The following is a 17311-nucleotide window of genomic DNA, read 5'->3' as shown; positions in this document are numbered from 1 at the left end:
CAGCGCGATGGAGCGGAAACCTGTATCAGGCGTGTCGAGATGCCGTCCAGTCGAGACATGAACGGTATTCTCAATCGGGCGTCGGCCGTTCAGAGCCAGGCCGAAGGCGCTGGCGATCGCGAAGAAGGGATTTTTTCGCCGTCTGGAATCGATGGCCCGGCTCTGAAGGTGGCGGAAGCATGTGGTGGCCGCCACCCTCTGTGAGGCGCGGCAAGGCCTTTAATTGTGATATGAAAAAGGTTTACTGTGGATTCTCCACGTTGTGATAAACCGCCTGCACATCCTCCAGATCCTCAAGCATATTCAAGAACTTCTCAAACAGTGCCACGTCATCTCCGCTGACCTGGGTATAGGTCTGCGGCACAAACTGGATCTCATCCACATCGAATTCAATCTCGCCAAAGGCTTCGGTCAAGGCCTGTTTGGCCTTGGCGTAGTCCGTATGCGGGGCGAAGACGGTGAGTTTGCCGTCTTCGTTTTCGATGTCGGTGACGTCCACATCCGCTTCCATCAGTGCTTCCAGCGCCGCTTCTTCGTCGTCGTGTTTGAAGGCGAGGATGGCCAGGTGGTCGAAGCTGTGACTGACGGAGCCTTCGGTCCCGATCTTGGTTTTGGTTTTGGTAAACGCCTGGCGCACATCGCCGAAGGTGCGGTTGGGGTTGTCGGTGAGACATTCGATGATGGCCATACAGCCGCCGGGGCCGAAGCCTTCGTAGCGGGCGCGGGAGAAGTCTTCACCGGCGCCGCCTTTGGCTTTGTCGATGGCCTTTTCAATGACGTGGGAGGGCACCTGGTCTTTCTTGGCGCGGTCGATCAGGCTGCGCAGCGCGAGGTTACCGTTGGGGTCGGTGCCGCCGGACTTGGCGGTGACGTAGATCTCGCGGCCGTAGCGGCTGTAGATCCTGGCCTTCATGTTTGAGGTCTTGGCCATGGATTCTTTGCGGTTCTGGTAGGCTCGGCCCATGGGGGGGTGCTCCGGTATCGATGCTGTCAATAAGAGGGCGGATTTTACTGGCACGGTTCTGGTAAGAGAAGTTATCCAGCCGAAAGGATTTTCCGTGGCATACCGGTGTGGCCGCCTGATGAGGGCTATGGGCGAAGTGTGTAATCACTTGTAATTGCGCTCAGGGTCCGGTTTGGCGTAATTTATGTGGTTGCTTTTAGTGGGGGATTCCATACCTGAGGTACGGTTTTGGGGGCCTTTGTGCAAAAAACGTACTTCGATTCTGGTTGGGGCGATGATAATCAAAACAAAAACGATCTTTTCTCGCGGCCTGTTGCTGCTATCTGTGGGACTGCTGGCTGCCTGTGGCGGGGGCGGCGGGGGCGGCAGCTCCTCTGGCGACCCTTCTGGGCCGAGCACCAATCCACCTCCGCCCACAGCAGAGCCTGTAATCCTGAATGGTCATGCGATCAAGGGCCCTCTCAGTGACGCAGAAGTCAGTGTTTATACCCTGCTCAATAGTGGTGGAAGCCTCAAGGGTGATCTGCTTGCCAGTGGCAGTACCGGGGGCACCGGCGCATTTGACGGTGTCAAATTCGAGCTGGACGGTAGTGACTACTTCCTAGTAGAGGTTGCCGCAGACGTCGACACCATCGACATTTCTACCGGGCAGGCTCCGGTGATCAGTACTCTGATTACACTCGCTTCCCGCAAGGCCCTGGAAAGCGCTGAACCCGTCTATGCCACGATCAGCACCACGCTGGTGCTTGAGATGATGCGGCTGCATGGCGCACAGGGCAATTCACAACCGGTTACGGATAATCTGCAACAGTTCTCTACTAACGTTGCTACCGCCTTGGGATTCGGGCAGTTGGAAGGCATTGATCTGTTTGCCCAGCAACCTCTGCCTATTTCCGGAGTACCGGTTACTCAGGAGGTGCTTGATTACCGCACGGCAATGGAAGCGCAGGTTGCTCTGATCTGGGCCGTCGCCCAGGAGCTGGGGCTGCCGGTCACTCAGGTGATCGAATGGATCGCTGCTGATCTGCTCGACGGCCAGTATGACGGAAACAGTCCGCTGCCAGGACAAGAAGCAAAGGACGGAAGCCAGCAGGTGTTCGCAGTAGCGGCGCAACAGGTGATCGGTGAGTTGCCTGTTCCCGGTACTGGCGCTTTGCGGGGTGAGGACGATTACCTGGCCGGTGAGACTGCACAGATTCTGTTGAATGAAGCCGCGGATATCGCACCTTCGACCAATGTGGATGTGTTGGTGGATGCTCCCTCTGTAGCTGTTCTGGCCGCATTGGGCCCGGATATGGACGGTGATGGCCGGCCAGATGTGGTGGATGAGGATATTGATGGGGACGGCATCCTGAATGTCGCGGACGCTTTCCCGCGCGACCCGGCAGAGTCGCTCGATAGCGACGACGATGGTGTCGGTGACAATGGCGATGCCTATCCGCTCGATGGCAGCTGTAGTGTCGCGGCGCATGGTAATGGCAGCCAGTGTTACCTGACTGCGCTTGCCGATTACGAGGTGACGCAGGGTATTACCGGTGCCGATGACAGTGTACTGCTGGTGGCCCGGGATGACACCGAGCTGGCGATGTTCCGCTATGTGCCCGCGTCCGGCGGAATTGAAGAGGAAATCGATCTCACTGTAGGTGGGTTGTCCCCCAACGCCGTTCTCGCCCACGAGGATCACGGCAGAACCTATATCGCGTATCCGGATGGCGCTATCCGCTATCTGCATGAAAACACGCTGCAGTTGCTGACCAATATTGGCTTTCCCGCGGTCAATCTCGCGGCGGCCGGGGATTATCTTTTTGTTACAGGTAACGATGGCAAAGGTAATACCCACCTGACGCTGTCCAAGTCCGGGCAGCTGATGCACCGGATGGATTACCAATCTGAAATTCTCGCTTCTGCCTGGTCGGATTCACAGGATCGGCTGTATTTCCGTTATGGCTATTCTACGCCCTATCGCCTGGCATATTACGCAATCAACTCGAATTCGGGGCATTTCGATAGTGCCTTTGTTTATTCCTACGACTGGGAGTATTTTCCCGACGGTCCGCTGCTCGTGCTCGACAACGTCAATCAGGTTGTTTCCGGCTCGGGCGTGCAATATGACATGTTCAGTCACAAGCGTTCCGATCGGACGGTGAACGCCTTTGCCAGCGGACTGTATAACGGCAGTGATCTGGTGACGGCGGCTACCAATGGGCAGGGCGCCACTACGGTGAGTGCGTATACATCGCACAGCGCGCTCTACCAGACGCAAACGTTTAATGGTGCTGCCAATACTCTGTTGGATCGGGGTACGGATTACTTTCTTGTTACGCGCGAAGCGTCTGGCATCTACCTCTTCCATACCTTTACGACCGATCGTGATGAAGATAACGATGGAGTGGAGAATCTCGCAGACCATTTCCCGACGGACCCTGCCGCCTCACTGGACTCGGACGGTGACGGCTGGCCGGATAGCTGGAACACTGGCTACAGTGCATCCGACTCGACGAGCGGGCTGTCTCTGGATGCCTATCCGCAAGATTCGGCGTGCCAGGAAGCGTCCCAGGGCAGTGGTTCTATTTGCGATGTTGCCAGTGCTCTGGATATCGGTGAGATAGAGCAATCAGTCTTACACGAGAATATCGCTTACGCATTTTCTGCCGATGACCAGTCGATTTACCGTTGGGATGTGAGTACCGAGGCACTCCTGAATCCGATTCCGCTTTCCCGTGTGCTGGGTGATGTGCACGCTATATCTGCAGTGGTGACGGATGCGGGCGATATCCTGATTGCCGATATCGAGGGCGGGGTGCATCGGGTTGTCAGCGTGTTACCCCTGTCGACAGAACGCGTATTCCGCGCAAGTGGAACGGTCCTTGGGCTGATTAGTGCCGGTCCGCATCTTCTGGTGACGGAATCCACCCCCTATGGGGACCGCAAGTTCAATGTGCTTGATGCAATGTTTGACAAGCTCGGTGATTTCTCGCTCTATGGCGAGGCAGTCGAGCCTGAATATCATCATGAAAGCGGCCGTATATTCTGGAACCGATACAGTCTAGGCGGCCAATTAAATAGCGGAATTATTGATCCGCAGGGCGGGTATCTCAGAGGTACCAAAAGCGCGCGTTTTGACAGCCCAGGCTTGCCAGCATTTGTTGCTGTATCTCCGGATGAATCCCGTATTCTCGCAGGCGGTAACACGGTGGTACGTGATTTGTATGGTTTGCCTTACATGCAGCAGTTACCCGTTTCCGAATCCTGGCCAGCGCTGAGTAGCGCGTTTTATCCGGTAGAGGGGTTCTGGTGGCAGGACGTGGCTGTGATTCTGTTTCAGAACGAGGGCGACCTGTGGTTGGTGGCATACGATGCTGACTTGAAAGCACCCTTGTTCACCCTGGAACTAGGAGAAGTGGATGCCCGGCAGGTCCAGCAATACGACGAAGGTCTTGTCTATCTGCAAGAGGACGCTACCCGCGGAATGGTATTCGGCAAAATACCACTTTTGGGCGATGCGGATGAGGACGGGCTTCCCTACTGGTGGGAGCTTCAATATGGCCTGAGTGATGAGGATGCCTCAGATGCAGCGCTGGACCCGGATGACGATGGCCTGGTGAATCTGGATGAGTTCGCTGCGTCTACCTCTGCAACAGAAGCAGATTCTGATGGGGATGGCCTGAGTGATGGCGATGAAGTGCTTGTTGTCGGTAGTGATCCGAATGCGCAGGACTCGGATGGCGACCTCATGTCCGATGCATGGGAGCTGGCTGCCGGATTGGATCCGACCAGTGCCGGCGATATGGAAGGCGATCTGGATGGGGATGGGGTTGCCAACTACATCGAGTACATTAACGGGACTGATGCAGCGGACATCAATTCGTTACCTGAAGTCGTAGACGATGCGTACTTCTCGTTCGAGGATGGCACTGTGCCGCCGGAGTTGGCGGTGGCCTCGGCGCCGGACAGCATGTCCGTGGCGCAAGGTACGGCGAGTCATGGTGACTACGCGCTTTCATTTGGTGGCGATGCCTCCATCACCTGGCAGCGAACCTTTGCCCCGGTGGAGGTCCGTTTCGATATGGTGTCTGATTGCTACAACTACTACGACAAAAATGTGTCTATCCGGGTGGATGGTGAGCAGGTCTTTAGTGGTTACCCTCCGCAGTCAATCTGGCAGACCCAGAAACTGTCATTGGCAGCCGGCAATAGAGAGCTGACAATTTCCATCACCAGTAGCAGTGATGACTGCTCGGTGTATCTGGATAATTTCGTTGTGGCACCGCTGGACAACGTATTTGAAATGGGGGCGAGCTTTGTCGCGTCCAATGACAACAAAATTCAGTTCTACGATTACGACGCCACACTTCTGAAGGAGGTGGAGGTTGCTGGTCAGGGTGCATACAGCGAAGAGGCGCGGGATATCGCGGTTCTCGCTGATGGCCGTGTGGCCGTCTTCAATGGCACCTTCGAGCCGAAGCTCAGTATTTATTCGCCCAGGGATCACCAGTGGGAGCATTACACCGCACCGGGATGGTCCACCATCAACAACGGTACCTACGGAGGGATCGATGCAATCGGAGAGCGGGTATTCGTCACCAATATGGCGACCTCGGGAAGCCCCAATCAGGGCATTGTTGAGTTTGACCTGAGTGACGGCTCGTTCAATTTTGTCAGTGGCAATGGTTATATCGACCTGACCGTTGGCGAAGACGGATATCTTTATGGTTTTACCGGGCGCGTCATCGATAAGTTCGACCCGGACACCATGACGTTAGTATCGGAGCTCACGGTGGATGAGGGCCGTTCTATTGCCGTCAATACCGCTGGCGAGCTGTTCATTGCGGACTGGAGCGGGGATGTCCACAAGTATGACGCCTTCGGAAATCATCAGGCTGAGCTGGAGGTGGGCGGTAGCTTCTATGACATCTCTCTGCGGAGCAACGGTGACCTGCTGTTGTCTTCCCGCTTCGAGAATGTGGCACTAGTGAATGGCGATCTCAGCGGGTTTTCCCGTCTGCCGGTCTTTGCCGAGTTTGTCGATTTCACCCCGCACCTGGATAGCGACAGCGATGGCCTGCCGGATTGGTGGGAAGCCGCCAATGGGCTTGATGCCAACAACCCTGCGGATGCGTCATCGGACTATGATCTGGACAATCTGACCGCCCTGGAGGAGTTCTCTCTCGGCACCCGTGCGAACAAGGCCGATACCGATGGAGATACCGTCAGCGATGGAGATGAAGTACTGGTGCATGGCACGGATCCGTTGCACCCGGATTCCGATGGGGATGGTCTGACCGACGACAAAGAGCTGGCCGCCGGTACCGACCCTAATCTCACGGATTCCGATGGTGATGGTGTTGGCGACCAGGAGGAGTTGGAGGTTCATGGTTCTGATCCCCTGGCCAGTGATTCCGACCAGGACGGCATGGGCGACCTTTACGAGGTTACCCACGGTCTGAATGTGCTGGTCAATGACGCCGCTGATGATGCCGACGACGATGGGCTGACCAACCTCGAGGAATCCGTACTCGGAACCTCACCGATTCTGGCGGATACCGATGGTGATGGCCTGACGGATTACGATGAATACGTCGTGCATGCCTCTTCACCGCTGTTGAAAGACACCGATGGCGACATCATGCCAGACAATTGGGAGGTCGAGTTTGCGCTGGATCCGAACGCGCCGGAAGACGCGGCGGGAGATCTCGATTCGGATACCTTTACCAATCTCGAGGAGTATGTCGCGCATACGTCACCGACGGATGAGCTGGACTTCCCGATGCCGGTGGTCTGGGGGAGTGCCCAGGGGGGAGCAGATCATACCGGCTATACACCGTGGGATCTGGACGAGGCCGATTTCACCTTGCGCTGGAGCAAGAGCTTTCCGGATGTTTCCAGGCTTCACTCCGTGGCCGCGGGCGATGGTGGGGTTTTTGTCTCCAGTGACAGCTACTTCAGTAATCAACGGATATACGGGTTGAATGCGGAAACCGGTGAAATACGCTGGGAAAAAGCCTACGACGATATCAACAGCCTGAATCCCCCGGCGTATGCTGATGGCCGCGTGTACTTCCAGAGCGGAGGCCACGGGGATTCCTTTATCCGTGGCGTCGATGCCGAGACCGGGGCTCTACACTTTGCTACCGCGTACAGAAATCAGTGGTCCAGCTACCTGGCTCCCACACCTTTCGCGGGGCAGCTGTACATCGCGGGTGGGTATTACGGGGGCATGTATTCCCACAATGCAGCAACCGGCAGCGAAAACTGGTTTGCCTATACGGCGCAATATGACGGCTTTACACCCGCGGTGGATGATCAGTATGTGTATGCGTTTATCACGGATTTTGCCGCCTACGACCGGCTGACCGGTGAGCTCGCCTATCGCATTGATTTCCCCAGCTTCGATTCGGGTGGCTATGACGTGGGGATGGCGACGGTGCTGACCGGGATTGGAAACTCGGTAGCAATCCAGCGCGGTACTCTGGTGGTATTTGATCTGGAGCAGAGAGCCATTCTGTGGGAGCGTTCGGGGAACTATACCGGGCAGCCCTCATCACATCTGGGCCAGATCTTTGCCATTGAATCCGGAATACTGAAGGTCATTGACGAATCGACGGGTACGGTCTTGTGGAATTACGAGGCAAGCGAATCCCTGACGTCAAATATCGTGATTACCCGTACGCACGTGTTTGTGGGGGGCGCCACCACAACCTACGCCATTGATCTGCAGAGCCGGGACGCCGTGTGGTCCTACGCGGCCTCCGGTGCACTCAGTCTCAGCGACGAGGGGGTATTGTATGTCTCCGGCTCGGCATTGACCGCCATTGATTTGTTGGCAGACTGAGCAGATTTCACAGCAAAGACCGGCCAGTTGGCCGGTCTTTTTAGTTGGGGCCCTGCTTTGCCACTCTCCGCCAGTTGCACTATTGTCAAACAAGTGTCAAAAACCGCGGTGGATCCATGTCCCGGTCAACCAGTTCATCGTTCAATCTCTCGTCAGAGCGAGCCGAGCCCACAACGGCTCCCGCAAAGCGGGCGGGTAAAATCCGGGTGCGCAACCGCGAGCTGATCCTGGCGGCAGCGGAAGAAGAGTTTGCCCTGCATGGCTTCCGCGGTGCCACCATTCAGCGTATCGCGGAGCGTGCGGCACTGCCCAAGTCCAATGTGCTCTACTATTTCAGCAACAAGCAGCGTCTGTACATCGCGCTGTTCGAGTCAATCATCGAGCGCTGGGATGCGATGCTCGCGTCGATCAGACCAGAAGATGACCCCGCCATGACACTGGCGCGTTTTATTCGCGTCAAGGTGGAAATGTCCCGCACCCACCCACAGGCGTCGCGCCTGTTTGCGCTGGAGGTCATCAAAGGGGCGCCGATACTGAAGGAGCATATCTGCTCGGGGCTGCGGGACTGGGTGCGCGACCGCGCCGGGGTGATCCAGCAATGGGTCGACGATGGGCAGATGGCACCCGTTGACCCGGTGCAGTTGATCCTGCTGATCTGGTCTTCCACGCAATACTATGCGGACTTCCAGACGCAGATTCTGGTGATTGAGGGCAAGGCCGAGTACACCCAGGAAGACTTCGACCACGCGGCGAAATTCCTGATTGACGTGATACTGCGAGGCTGTGGTCTCGACGTACCGCCGTTTGAATCGGTACCCCAGGATGGGCTCAATCAGGAGCCGGAGCCAGAACCGGAATGACAGGCCGGAACAGGCAGTCGGTCAGCGACGCCGATGAGCACAGAGCCTGCTCTGAGGAATAGCGAACGATACTGACATCATCATTCACTGAAACGCCGGGCACCGGGGCGTTTCCAGAACCGGCCGAACCACTCGGCAAAGAGCGCTGTGAATTTAGAGAGCAATGGTTTTCTCGACCGCGTATTCAAACTGCGCGCGCACAAGACCTCGGTAAAAACCGAGCTGGTGGCGGGTGTCACCACCTTTTTTACCATGGCATACGTGATCTTTGTTAACCCCAATATTATGGCGGAAGCCGGTGTAGATCACGGGGCGGCGTTTGTCGCAACCTGTATCGGTGCTGCGCTGGCCTGCTTCCTGATGGGGCTATACGCCAACTGGCCGGTGGGGCTGGCTCCGGGAATGGGGCTCAACGCCTTCTTTACCTACACCGTGGTGGGGGAAATGGGCTATAGCTGGCAGGTCGCGCTGGGGGCGGTATTTATCTCCGGCGTGCTATTTATGATCATGAGCCTGTCGCGCATTCGCGAGTGGTTGTTGAACAGTATTCCCATGAGTCTGCGCTTTGCCATGGGCGCCGGTGTCGGCCTGTTTCTCGGGCTGATCGGTCTCAAAACGGCCGGTATCGTTGTGGATAACCCGGCCACGCTACTTTCCATGGGCAGTTTCAGTGATCCCTCGGTGCTGCTCGCGGCCCTGTGCTTCCTGCTGATCGCGATCCTCAGCTACCGCAATATGTTTGGCGCAATTCTGTTCAGTATGCTGGGGGTGACGGCGTTGGGCTGGGCCCTCGGACTGGTGGAATATCAGGGCCTCGTGTCCACGCCGCCGAGCCTGGCGCCGACCTGGCTGGCAATGGATGTACAGGGCGCTTTCAACGTGGGCATGATCAGCGTCATTCTTGCCTTTCTGTTTGTGAATATGTTCGACACCGCGGGGACGTTGATGGGGGTTGCTCACCGCGCGCACCTGGTGGATGACCATGGCCAGATCAAGAATCTGCCGCGGGCACTGAAAGCGGACTCCACCTCCAGTGTGATGGGGGCCTTCGTCGGCTGTCCACCCGTCACCAGTTATGTGGAAAGTGCCTCCGGTGTCGCTGCGGGTGGTCGCACAGGGCTGACCGCTGTGACGGTTGGCCTGCTGTTTCTGTTGGCGGTATTTTTTGCCCCACTCGCCGGTATGATTCCGGCGTATGCGACCGCTGGCGCACTGATCTACGTGGCCATGCTGATGATGGGCGGACTGGCCCATATCAACTGGGAAGATCATTCCGACAGTATTCCTGCCATTGTCACCGCGGTCATGATGCCGCTCACCTTTTCCATCGCCAATGGTATCGCGCTGGGGTTTGTGACCTACACGGCGATGAAGCTGTTTACCGGTCAGCACGAGAAGATCTCGATCAGCCTGTATGTTCTGAGTGCGATCTTTATCGCCAAATTCGCATTTCTCTAATGTTGTCCGATGCCTTCTTCGGAACCCTTCTTGCATTAAAGCCTGTGAAGAAGAATTGCCTGCCCGCTGCCGGTACCGCATCCAGCGCCCTCGGTCACGCTCCGACTTGCACTACACTGACGAAAATGATCCGGTGTGCAGCATACCCGGTGCCGTCTGAATGGAATGGATCACAGCTGGCGATCGGAACGCGACCCCCCGGGTAGGGCATTGATGAAACGATAATTAGATAACAGGTATGAGGCCCGCTTCGATGAACAGACTGCCCGAGTTGTCGACCCTCAAACGTCCACACGATTTTACTGCCTGGCTACGCGCGCTCGCGGATGTGGCTATTGCCTCTGTGCACCCGGATACGCTGCTACCCGCCCGGCTACCTGAGCCACCCAGTGGTCGTACAGTTGTGATCGGTGCCGGGAAGGCCGCTGCAGCCATGGCGGCCGCATTGGAAAAGGCCTGGTCCGCGAATTATCCCGACGCGGACCTCGAAGGGCTGGTGGTCACCCGCTATGGGCACGGAGCGCAGTGTGAAATGATCGATGTGCTGGAAGCAGCACACCCCATGCCCGACAACATGGGAGAGGTGGCGGCGAGGCGGATGCTGGCAGCGGTCACTGAACTCGGTCAGAGTGACCTCGTGATCGCGCTGATTTCAGGAGGCGGTTCGGCCCTGATGACACTGCCGGCAGCGGGACTCACGCTGGCGCAGAAACAGTCCGTCAACAAGGCCCTGTTGCGCTGCGGTGCCCCCATTCGGGAAATCAATACAGTACGGCGGCATCTGTCAGCCATCAAAGGTGGTCGCCTTGCTGCTGCCGCCCACCCGGCGCAGGTAGTGACCTATCTGATTTCCGATGTGCCAGGGGACGACCCCACACTGATTGCTTCCGGTCCCACCCTGCCCGATGACTCGACGCCGAGAGACGCTCTTGAAATTCTGCGGCGCTACAACCTTGAAATTGACCAGAGCCTGCGCGCGCATCTGCAGAGAGAGGGAAGTACACCCCACCCTGAGGATCCCGCCTTTGCAAGGGATACCCCGGTAATGCTGGCCAAAGCCAGTGATGCGCTGGAGGCCGCCCGCAGTGCGGCGGTTGCTGCCGGTATCAAGGTGCGTGTACTGGGCGATAACCTCGAGGGAGAAGCCCGAACCCTGGGGGCCGAACACGGCCTGCTGGCCCTCGCTGCACAGCGTGACAGCCGCGAGCCGCTTCTGATCCTCTCCGGTGGTGAAACCAGTGTGACGGTCACCGGCAACGGCCGGGGCGGGCGCAACGTCGAATACCTGCTGGGGTTGTTCTCCACCCTTGCCGGTGCCGAGGGTATTTATGGCCTGGCGGTGGATACCGATGGTATCGACGGGTCCGAAGACAATGCGGGCGCACTCTTTGCCCCCGGCGACTGGACGCGTATGCAGACGCAGGGGCTGGACCCCGCCGCTTACCTCGCCAACAACGATGCCTACAGTTTTTTTGCCGAGCTGGAAAACCTGATCATCACCGGCCCCACACGCACCAATGTGAATGATTTTCGTGCGATTCTGATTTTGCCCACGGCGAAATAGAGCGAGGGGGTGGAGGGCTTTCCCCGTGTGGGACATCAGTGCATACACGGCAAACAACACAATATTGAATGACGCCAGAGTGGATAAACAGAGGTCCTGATGAGCCAGAAACCTGCCAACCAGCGCACAGCCAACCCTGTCCGCCGCACCAAGATTGTGGCCACCCTGGGCCCGGCCAGTGACAAACAGGGTGTGCTCGAGAAAATGCTCAAGGCCGGGGTGGACGTGGTGCGTCTGAACTTCTCTCATGGGACCGCCGACGACCACCGCCGCCGCCTGCAACAGGTGCGGGAAATCGCCGATCGCCTCGGCAAAACCGTCGCCGCTCTCGGCGATTTACAGGGCCCCAAAATCCGCATCGCGCGCTTCCGCGACAATGCCATCAACCTGCAGGAGAGGCAGCCGTTTGTACTGGATATGTCCCTGGACGCCAATGAGGGCGACGAGAAGCGGGTGGGGTGTGACTACAAGGATCTGATTCGCGACGTCTCTGCCGGGGATGTGCTGTTGCTGGACGACGGCCGTGTGGTACTCGAAGTAGACCGTGTCAGTGACCGCGAGGTACACACCACCGTGGTGGTAGGGGGCAAACTGTCCAACAACAAAGGTATCAACAAGCAGGGAGGCGGCCTCTCCGCCGCGGCCCTGACCGATAAAGACAAAGCCGACCTGAAAACCGCCATCGACATCGGCGTGGATTATCTGGCGGTGTCTTTCCCGCGCACCGCCGCAGACATGCAGGAAGCGCGCGCGTTACTTGGTGAGGCGGGCAGGCATATCGGCCTGGTGGCCAAGGTGGAACGCGCGGAAGCCGTGGCGGATGAGGAAACCCTCGACGATATCATTCGCGCCTCGGAAGCGGTAATGGTGGCCCGGGGCGATCTGGGGGTGGAGATTGGCGATGCAGCGCTGATCGGCGTGCAGAAACGCATGATCCTGCGCGCCCGTCAGCTGAATCGCGCGGTGATCACCGCCACCCAGATGCTGGAAACCATGATTACCGCACCGCTGCCTACCCGCGCAGAAGTGTTCGACGTGGCGAACGCGGTGCTGGATGGGACAGACGCGGTCATGCTCTCGGCGGAAACTGCCGCCGGTGACTACCCGGTGGAGGCGGTAGAGGCCATGACCCGCCTGTGCCTCGGCGCGGAACGGGAGCGCTCGGCGCAGGAGTCCGGGCACCGTATGCACCAGGATTTCATTCGCATCGACGAAACCATCTCCCTGTCTGCCATGTATGCCGCCAACCATCTGGCCGGCGTCACCGCCATCGCCTGTATGACCCAGACCGGCTATACCCCGCTGATCGCTTCCCGCATCCGTTCCGGTCTGCCCATCGTCGGTCTCGCCCACGATCCAGTGGCCCAGCGGCGTATGGCGTTGTATCGTGGCGTCATCTCGGTGCTGTTTGTGCCGGGAGAGAAGGAAGGGGACCGGGAATTGAACCAGCGGGCCCTGGATACACTCAAAGCCAGAGAAATCGTCAAGCCGGGCGACCAGGTCATACTGATTCGCGGCGACCTCATGCAATCCCACGGGGGGACCAATACCCTCAAAATTCTGGAAGTGGAATAGAGGCAGAAATTGCAGCGCCTGGCCGCTAAATTGCATATCATGAAGTGAACGAAAACACCGAGCCTGCTCCCCTACGTCACAGATATGGGGCTCAGGCCGCGGGCGGCAGCAGCCAGCCCGCCAGGGTCGCAAGGGAAACCGAACGGCCTCCCGCATTTGGAAAGGTGATGAAACAGAACAACATCCTGGAGGACGGTCACGGCCGTCGCTTCTATTACCTGCGCCTGTCCGTAACAGACGTCTGCAACTTCCGTTGTGACTACTGTCTGCCCGACGGCTACCAGGCCACCCCAAAAGCCCCCGACCTCAGTGTCGCGGAAGCCGGTACCGTTATGCGCGCCTTCGCCCAACTGGGCACCCGAAAAGTGCGCTTGAGCGGCGGTGAACCCTCGCTGCGCAAAGACCTGCCAGAGCTTATTCAGGCCGCCAGTGCTACCCCCGGTATCCATCGCGTCGCCGTCACCAGTAATGGTTACAAGCTCCCCAGTGTCATCGACACCTGGCACCGCAGCGGCCTCCACCAGCTCAATATCAGCATCGACAGCCTCGACAATGCGGAATTCGCCCGCATCACCGGCCACAACTGCCTGCCCAAAATCCGTACCGGCATCGACCGCGCACTGGAATTGGGCATCCAGACCAAGGTCAACGCCGTCCTGCTCTCCGATGGTGCTCAGACCCGACTGCATCAATTCCTCGACTGGCTAAAAACCACCCCCGTCACCCTGCGCTTTATCGAACTCATGCAGACCGGCGACAACCGCGACTACTTCGCCAGTAACCACCTGCGCGGCAGCGACATCGAACAGCAGCTGATCGAAACCGGCTGGCAACTCCTCCCCAGAGCCATAGACGCCGGCCCCGCCCGCGAATACGTCCACCCCGACTATGCAGGCCGCATCGGCCTCATCACCCCCTACAGCAAAGACTTCTGCAACAGCTGCAACCGCCTGCGCGTCTCCGCCCAGGGGAAACTGCACCTGTGCCTGTTCAGCGATGCTGGCCTCGACCTGCGCGAAACCATCCGTACAGGCGAGGCCGACGCACTGGCCGAAAAAGTGCGGGCACTGATTGGCAATAAAGAAGTCAGTCACTATCTGCAGCAAGGGAATACCGGCGGAACCCAGAACCTTTCGATCATCGGTGGTTGAGCTTTTAGGCTTACGAAGTACATAAATCAGAATTGAAGAGCGGGCGTCGGGTGAAAGGTTTCAGGAGCGTCGCAAACAGGATGTTTGCGCCGCAGCGCCCAGGGATGGGTCTACAGCGGTCCTGAAACCTTTCACCCGATGACCGCTCGCCTCAGAACTTTAGTCAGAGCAAAAAAGCTACGGAGCACAAAAAGCCAATGAGCCACGCCCCAACAAACCCAGATCAAAAACTCAACATCGCCATTCTTACGGTGTCAGACACAAGAACCGAAGAAAACGACACCTCCGGCAACTACCTCGTAGAAGCCCTGAAAGCAGACGGCCACAACCTCGCCGACAAAGCCATCGTCATCGACGACAAATATCTCCTGCGCGCCAAAGTCAGCCAATGGATCGCCGACCCCGAAATCCAGGTCATCATCTCCACCGGCGGCACCGGTTTCGCCGGCCGCGACTCCACCCCCGAAGCCCTCGTCCCCCTGCTCGACAAACACATCGACGGCTTCGGCGAAATATTCCGATCCATCAGCTATGAGGAAATCGGCTCCTCCACCATCCAGTCCCGTGCACTCGCCGGCATCGCCAACCGCACATTGGTCGCCTGTCTTCCGGGCTCCACCGGCGCCTGCAAAACCGGCTGGACCAAACTGCTGCGCGAACAACTGACTGCAACCCACATGCCCTGCAATTTCGTAGGCTATCTAACTAAATAATTCGCTCAATGCTGCCCAAGTAAGAACACCATGACCCTCACACACCTGAACCAAAAGGGCGAAGCCAGCATGGTCGATGTCACCGACAAAGACATCACCGACCGCACCGCCCGGGCCGAATCCGCCGTCTCCATGTCTGCGGAAACCTTTGAACAGCTGAAAGCCGGCAACAACAAAAAAGGAGATGTGCTCGCCACCGCGCGCATTGCCGGTATTCAGGCCGCCAAGAAAACCGCAGACCTGATACCCCTGTGTCACCCACTGGCCCTGACCAAAGTGCAGGTGGATTTCGAGCTGGATGAAGCCAGCCAAACCGTCAACATCCAGGCTTTCTGCCGTCTCGCCGGCCGCACCGGCGTAGAAATGGAAGCGCTTACCGCAGCAAGCGTCGCCGCGCTCACCATCTACGACATGTGTAAAGCCGTAGATCCGGCCATGGTCATCGGCCCTACCAGGCTTCAGGAGAAAGTGGGTGGCAAGCGCGGTCACTGGACACCTGAACAGAGTGCAGGGGGAAAATCGTGATCAAGGTATTGTTCTTTGCCAGCCTGCGCGAACAACTGGAACGGGATGTAATGGAAGTCGAGCCGGAAGGCCTGGCCGATGTGGCCCAGCTGCGCAGCAAACTGGCCGGGCAGGGTGCAGTCTGGCAGCGCGCTCTCGGCAACGATCAGCTGCAGGTAGCCCTCAATCAGAAGCTGTCCACCATGGACGCCGCCATCTGTGATGGCGATGAAGTCGCCTTCTTCCCGCCGGTTACCGGGGGCTGAGTATGCCACTGGAAATTTCCATCTCCGTACAGGCCGAAGGCTTCGATCCCGGTGCCGAGTACAACCTGCTGCGCAGCGAAAATTACAGCGATGGCGCCACAACGATGTTTGTGGGCACCGTTCGGGACTTCTCCCCGGCCGATGCCGCCGCACTCGAACCCGTTGAACAAAAAACCGTCGCGGTACTCGAGCTGGAGCATTATCCGGGAATGGCGGAGTCGGCACTCACCGACATCGCCCGTCGGGCCGCCGAGCGCTGGCCCCTGGGCAGGGTGCGTATCGTCCACCGCTATGGCCCGCTGGCTGCCGGTGAAGAAATTGTGTTTGTCGGTACTACCTCTGCCCACCGTCAGGCCTCTCTCGATGCCTGTGCCTTTATTATGGATTTTCTGAAAAGCCGCGCGCCTTTCTGGAAAAAAGAAATCGCGGCCGGGGCGGAAGATGGCAGCTGGGTAGAGGCCAGGGCCAGCGACCAGGACGCATTGAAAAAGTGGTGACGCATACTCATGCATAGAGTGAGCACTCGCTCCCGCTGCAGCCCTTGTCTCGTTTGGCTGGCTGTTTTTTGTTCTGCCTGTAGTTTGATCTGGTTCCGCCAATTCCGCAAAAAATGTGATGGTGTTCATGGGAGGCATCGCATTAGCGCCCGTGAAACCTGTCACATAATCGAGCTTTTTTCTCTTGTCCTTTGAATTTTAAGAAAAAATTGTTCTCTAACTCTCTGCGCGAGTTTTGAAGCGCCTCACATATCCCCCCCTGCCGGTTGCAATACAATCGCTCCGCTAAGTACTTGTATTCGACGTTAGTCGGATAAAAATCGGTCGAGAGATCACGACCTATAAAAAGAGCCCGGATATCAGGGCAGGGCTTCCCGGGATGCCGTCCCCGGGTCAGTTTCGAGGTTTAAGGGATATGTGCAGAATTCTGTTGGCGACCGTATTGCTGATGCTTGCGGTGATGACCAATGCGCAGGAAGTCAGTCGTGAAGAGATTCGCGGCCTGGATGAGCAGATTCAGGATGTGAAGAAGGATGTGATCAGCCTCACCTCCGAACTCAATCGTCTGGAAGAAAAACTGCTGTTTCCCTCCAATACGCAGGTGGCGCTGTTTGTCTCTCTGCCTGACAGTGCCGAGTTCAGCCTCGAGTCCGTCGAAGTAAAGCTCAATAATCAGGTTGTCGCCCACCACCTGTATACCTACCGTGAAATTGAAGCCCTGCAGCTCGGCGGTGTGCAGCGTATCCATACTGCCAACGTGCAGACCGGGACTCACCCCCTCGAAGTCACCTATTTCGGAAAGTCCAAATCCGGCAAGGAATACCGTGCGACCGCCAGCTATAGCGTGGAAAAAGCGGTGGGTCCCAAGTTCGTTGAGATCCAGATTGCCGGCAACCAGTCCGCCATCAACTTCAAGGACTGGTAAGC

General features: G+C 57.7%; 13 protein-coding genes and 1 riboswitch. Of the genes, 12 read left to right on the top strand and 1 reads right to left on the bottom strand.

Translation table 11 applies throughout. The features are described 5' to 3' along the window. Positions 1-39: 39 nt before the first annotated feature. Positions 40-204: a hypothetical protein gene (locus tag LRR79_RS16240; RefSeq protein WP_231758208.1), complete on the top strand. Its 165-nt coding sequence runs from the start codon at positions 40-42 to the stop codon at positions 202-204. A 37-nt stretch (positions 205-241) separates the two neighbouring features. Here the strand turns inward: LRR79_RS16240 and LRR79_RS16235 are convergent, their stop codons facing one another. Then, the gene (locus tag LRR79_RS16235) at positions 242-964 is read right to left on the bottom strand and encodes a YebC/PmpR family DNA-binding transcriptional regulator (protein ID WP_231758207.1); all 723 of its coding nucleotides are present in this window, start codon (positions 962-964) and stop codon (positions 242-244) included. A gap of 274 nt (positions 965-1238) precedes the next feature. Between LRR79_RS16235 and LRR79_RS16230 the strand changes: the two genes are divergently transcribed. The 11 genes from LRR79_RS16230 (at position 1239) to LRR79_RS16180 (ending at position 17309) form a co-directional block, all read left to right on the top strand. Continuing rightward, positions 1239-7796 carry an outer membrane protein assembly factor BamB family protein gene (locus LRR79_RS16230; RefSeq protein ID WP_231758206.1) on the top strand — a complete coding sequence of 2186 codons (6558 nt, stop codon included), beginning with the start codon at positions 1239-1241 and terminating at the stop codon, positions 7794-7796. 116 nt (positions 7797-7912) lie between these two features. Further along, positions 7913-8656 (top strand): TetR/AcrR family transcriptional regulator, encoded by a 744-nt coding sequence (locus LRR79_RS16225; protein WP_231758205.1) that lies wholly within the window; start codon positions 7913-7915, stop codon positions 8654-8656. Positions 8657-8803: 147 nt separating this feature from the next. Next, a complete protein-coding gene (locus LRR79_RS16220; RefSeq protein WP_231758204.1) occupies positions 8804-10114 on the top strand; it encodes an NCS2 family permease in 1311 nt (436 codons plus the stop codon). A 253-nt stretch (positions 10115-10367) separates the two neighbouring features. Next, the gene (locus LRR79_RS16215) at positions 10368-11678 is read left to right on the top strand and encodes a glycerate kinase type-2 family protein (RefSeq protein ID WP_231758203.1); all 1311 of its coding nucleotides are present in this window, start codon (positions 10368-10370) and stop codon (positions 11676-11678) included. A gap of 99 nt (positions 11679-11777) precedes the next feature. Continuing rightward, positions 11778-13253 (top strand): pyruvate kinase, encoded by a 1476-nt coding sequence (gene pyk / locus LRR79_RS16210; RefSeq protein WP_231758202.1) that lies wholly within the window; start codon positions 11778-11780, stop codon positions 13251-13253. 43 nt (positions 13254-13296) lie between these two features. Then, positions 13297-13436: riboswitch (molybdenum cofactor riboswitch) on the top strand. Then, positions 13421-14404, top strand: a complete 984-nt coding sequence (gene moaA / locus LRR79_RS16205; protein ID WP_231758201.1) for a GTP 3',8-cyclase MoaA — start codon at positions 13421-13423, stop codon at positions 14402-14404. (Overlaps the previous riboswitch by 16 nt.) A 197-nt stretch (positions 14405-14601) precedes the next feature. Next, positions 14602-15117, top strand: a complete 516-nt coding sequence (gene moaB / locus LRR79_RS16200) for a molybdenum cofactor biosynthesis protein B (protein WP_231758200.1) — start codon at positions 14602-14604, stop codon at positions 15115-15117. Between the two features lie 30 nt (positions 15118-15147). After that, positions 15148-15642, top strand: coding sequence for a cyclic pyranopterin monophosphate synthase MoaC (gene moaC / locus LRR79_RS16195; RefSeq protein WP_231758199.1), 495 nt, complete (start codon positions 15148-15150; stop codon positions 15640-15642). Then, positions 15639-15887, top strand: a complete 249-nt coding sequence (gene moaD, locus LRR79_RS16190) for a molybdopterin converting factor subunit 1 (protein WP_231758198.1) — start codon at positions 15639-15641, stop codon at positions 15885-15887. The genes moaC and moaD overlap by 4 nt, the downstream gene beginning before the upstream one ends. Before the next feature lie 2 nt (positions 15888-15889). Next, the gene (locus tag LRR79_RS16185; protein ID WP_231758197.1) at positions 15890-16384 is read left to right on the top strand and encodes a molybdenum cofactor biosynthesis protein MoaE; all 495 of its coding nucleotides are present in this window, start codon (positions 15890-15892) and stop codon (positions 16382-16384) included. Between the two features lie 415 nt (positions 16385-16799). Further along, positions 16800-17309 (top strand): hypothetical protein, encoded by a 510-nt coding sequence (locus LRR79_RS16180; RefSeq protein ID WP_231758196.1) that lies wholly within the window; start codon positions 16800-16802, stop codon positions 17307-17309. Positions 17310-17311: the final 2 nt, after the last annotated feature.

It is taken from the genome of Microbulbifer elongatus, from assembly GCF_021165935.1.
GTDB classification, from domain to species: domain Bacteria; phylum Pseudomonadota; class Gammaproteobacteria; order Pseudomonadales; family Cellvibrionaceae; genus Microbulbifer; species Microbulbifer elongatus.
Note: the sequence above shows the minus strand (reverse complement) of the source record. Positions and strands in the feature narration are given on the sequence as shown.

Excerpts from the sequence above, each read along its gene's own strand:
- LRR79_RS16240 (WP_231758208.1), top strand. The coding sequence starts at position 40 with ATGCCGTCCAGTCGAGACATGAACGGTATTCTCAATCGGGCGTCGGCC.
- LRR79_RS16235 (WP_231758207.1), bottom strand. The coding sequence starts at position 964 with ATGGGCCGAGCCTACCAGAACCGCAAAGAATCCATGGCCAAGACCTCA.
- LRR79_RS16230 (WP_231758206.1), top strand. The coding sequence starts at position 1,239 with ATGATAATCAAAACAAAAACGATCTTTTCTCGCGGCCTGTTGCTGCTA.
- LRR79_RS16225 (WP_231758205.1), top strand. The coding sequence starts at position 7,913 with ATGTCCCGGTCAACCAGTTCATCGTTCAATCTCTCGTCAGAGCGAGCC.
- LRR79_RS16215 (WP_231758203.1), top strand. The coding sequence starts at position 10,368 with ATGAACAGACTGCCCGAGTTGTCGACCCTCAAACGTCCACACGATTTT.
- pyk (WP_231758202.1), top strand. The coding sequence starts at position 11,778 with ATGAGCCAGAAACCTGCCAACCAGCGCACAGCCAACCCTGTCCGCCGC.
- moaA (WP_231758201.1), top strand. The coding sequence starts at position 13,421 with ATGAAACAGAACAACATCCTGGAGGACGGTCACGGCCGTCGCTTCTAT.
- moaB (WP_231758200.1), top strand. The coding sequence starts at position 14,602 with ATGAGCCACGCCCCAACAAACCCAGATCAAAAACTCAACATCGCCATT.
- moaC (WP_231758199.1), top strand. The coding sequence starts at position 15,148 with ATGACCCTCACACACCTGAACCAAAAGGGCGAAGCCAGCATGGTCGAT.
- LRR79_RS16185 (WP_231758197.1), top strand. The coding sequence starts at position 15,890 with ATGCCACTGGAAATTTCCATCTCCGTACAGGCCGAAGGCTTCGATCCC.
- LRR79_RS16180 (WP_231758196.1), top strand. The coding sequence starts at position 16,800 with ATGTGCAGAATTCTGTTGGCGACCGTATTGCTGATGCTTGCGGTGATG.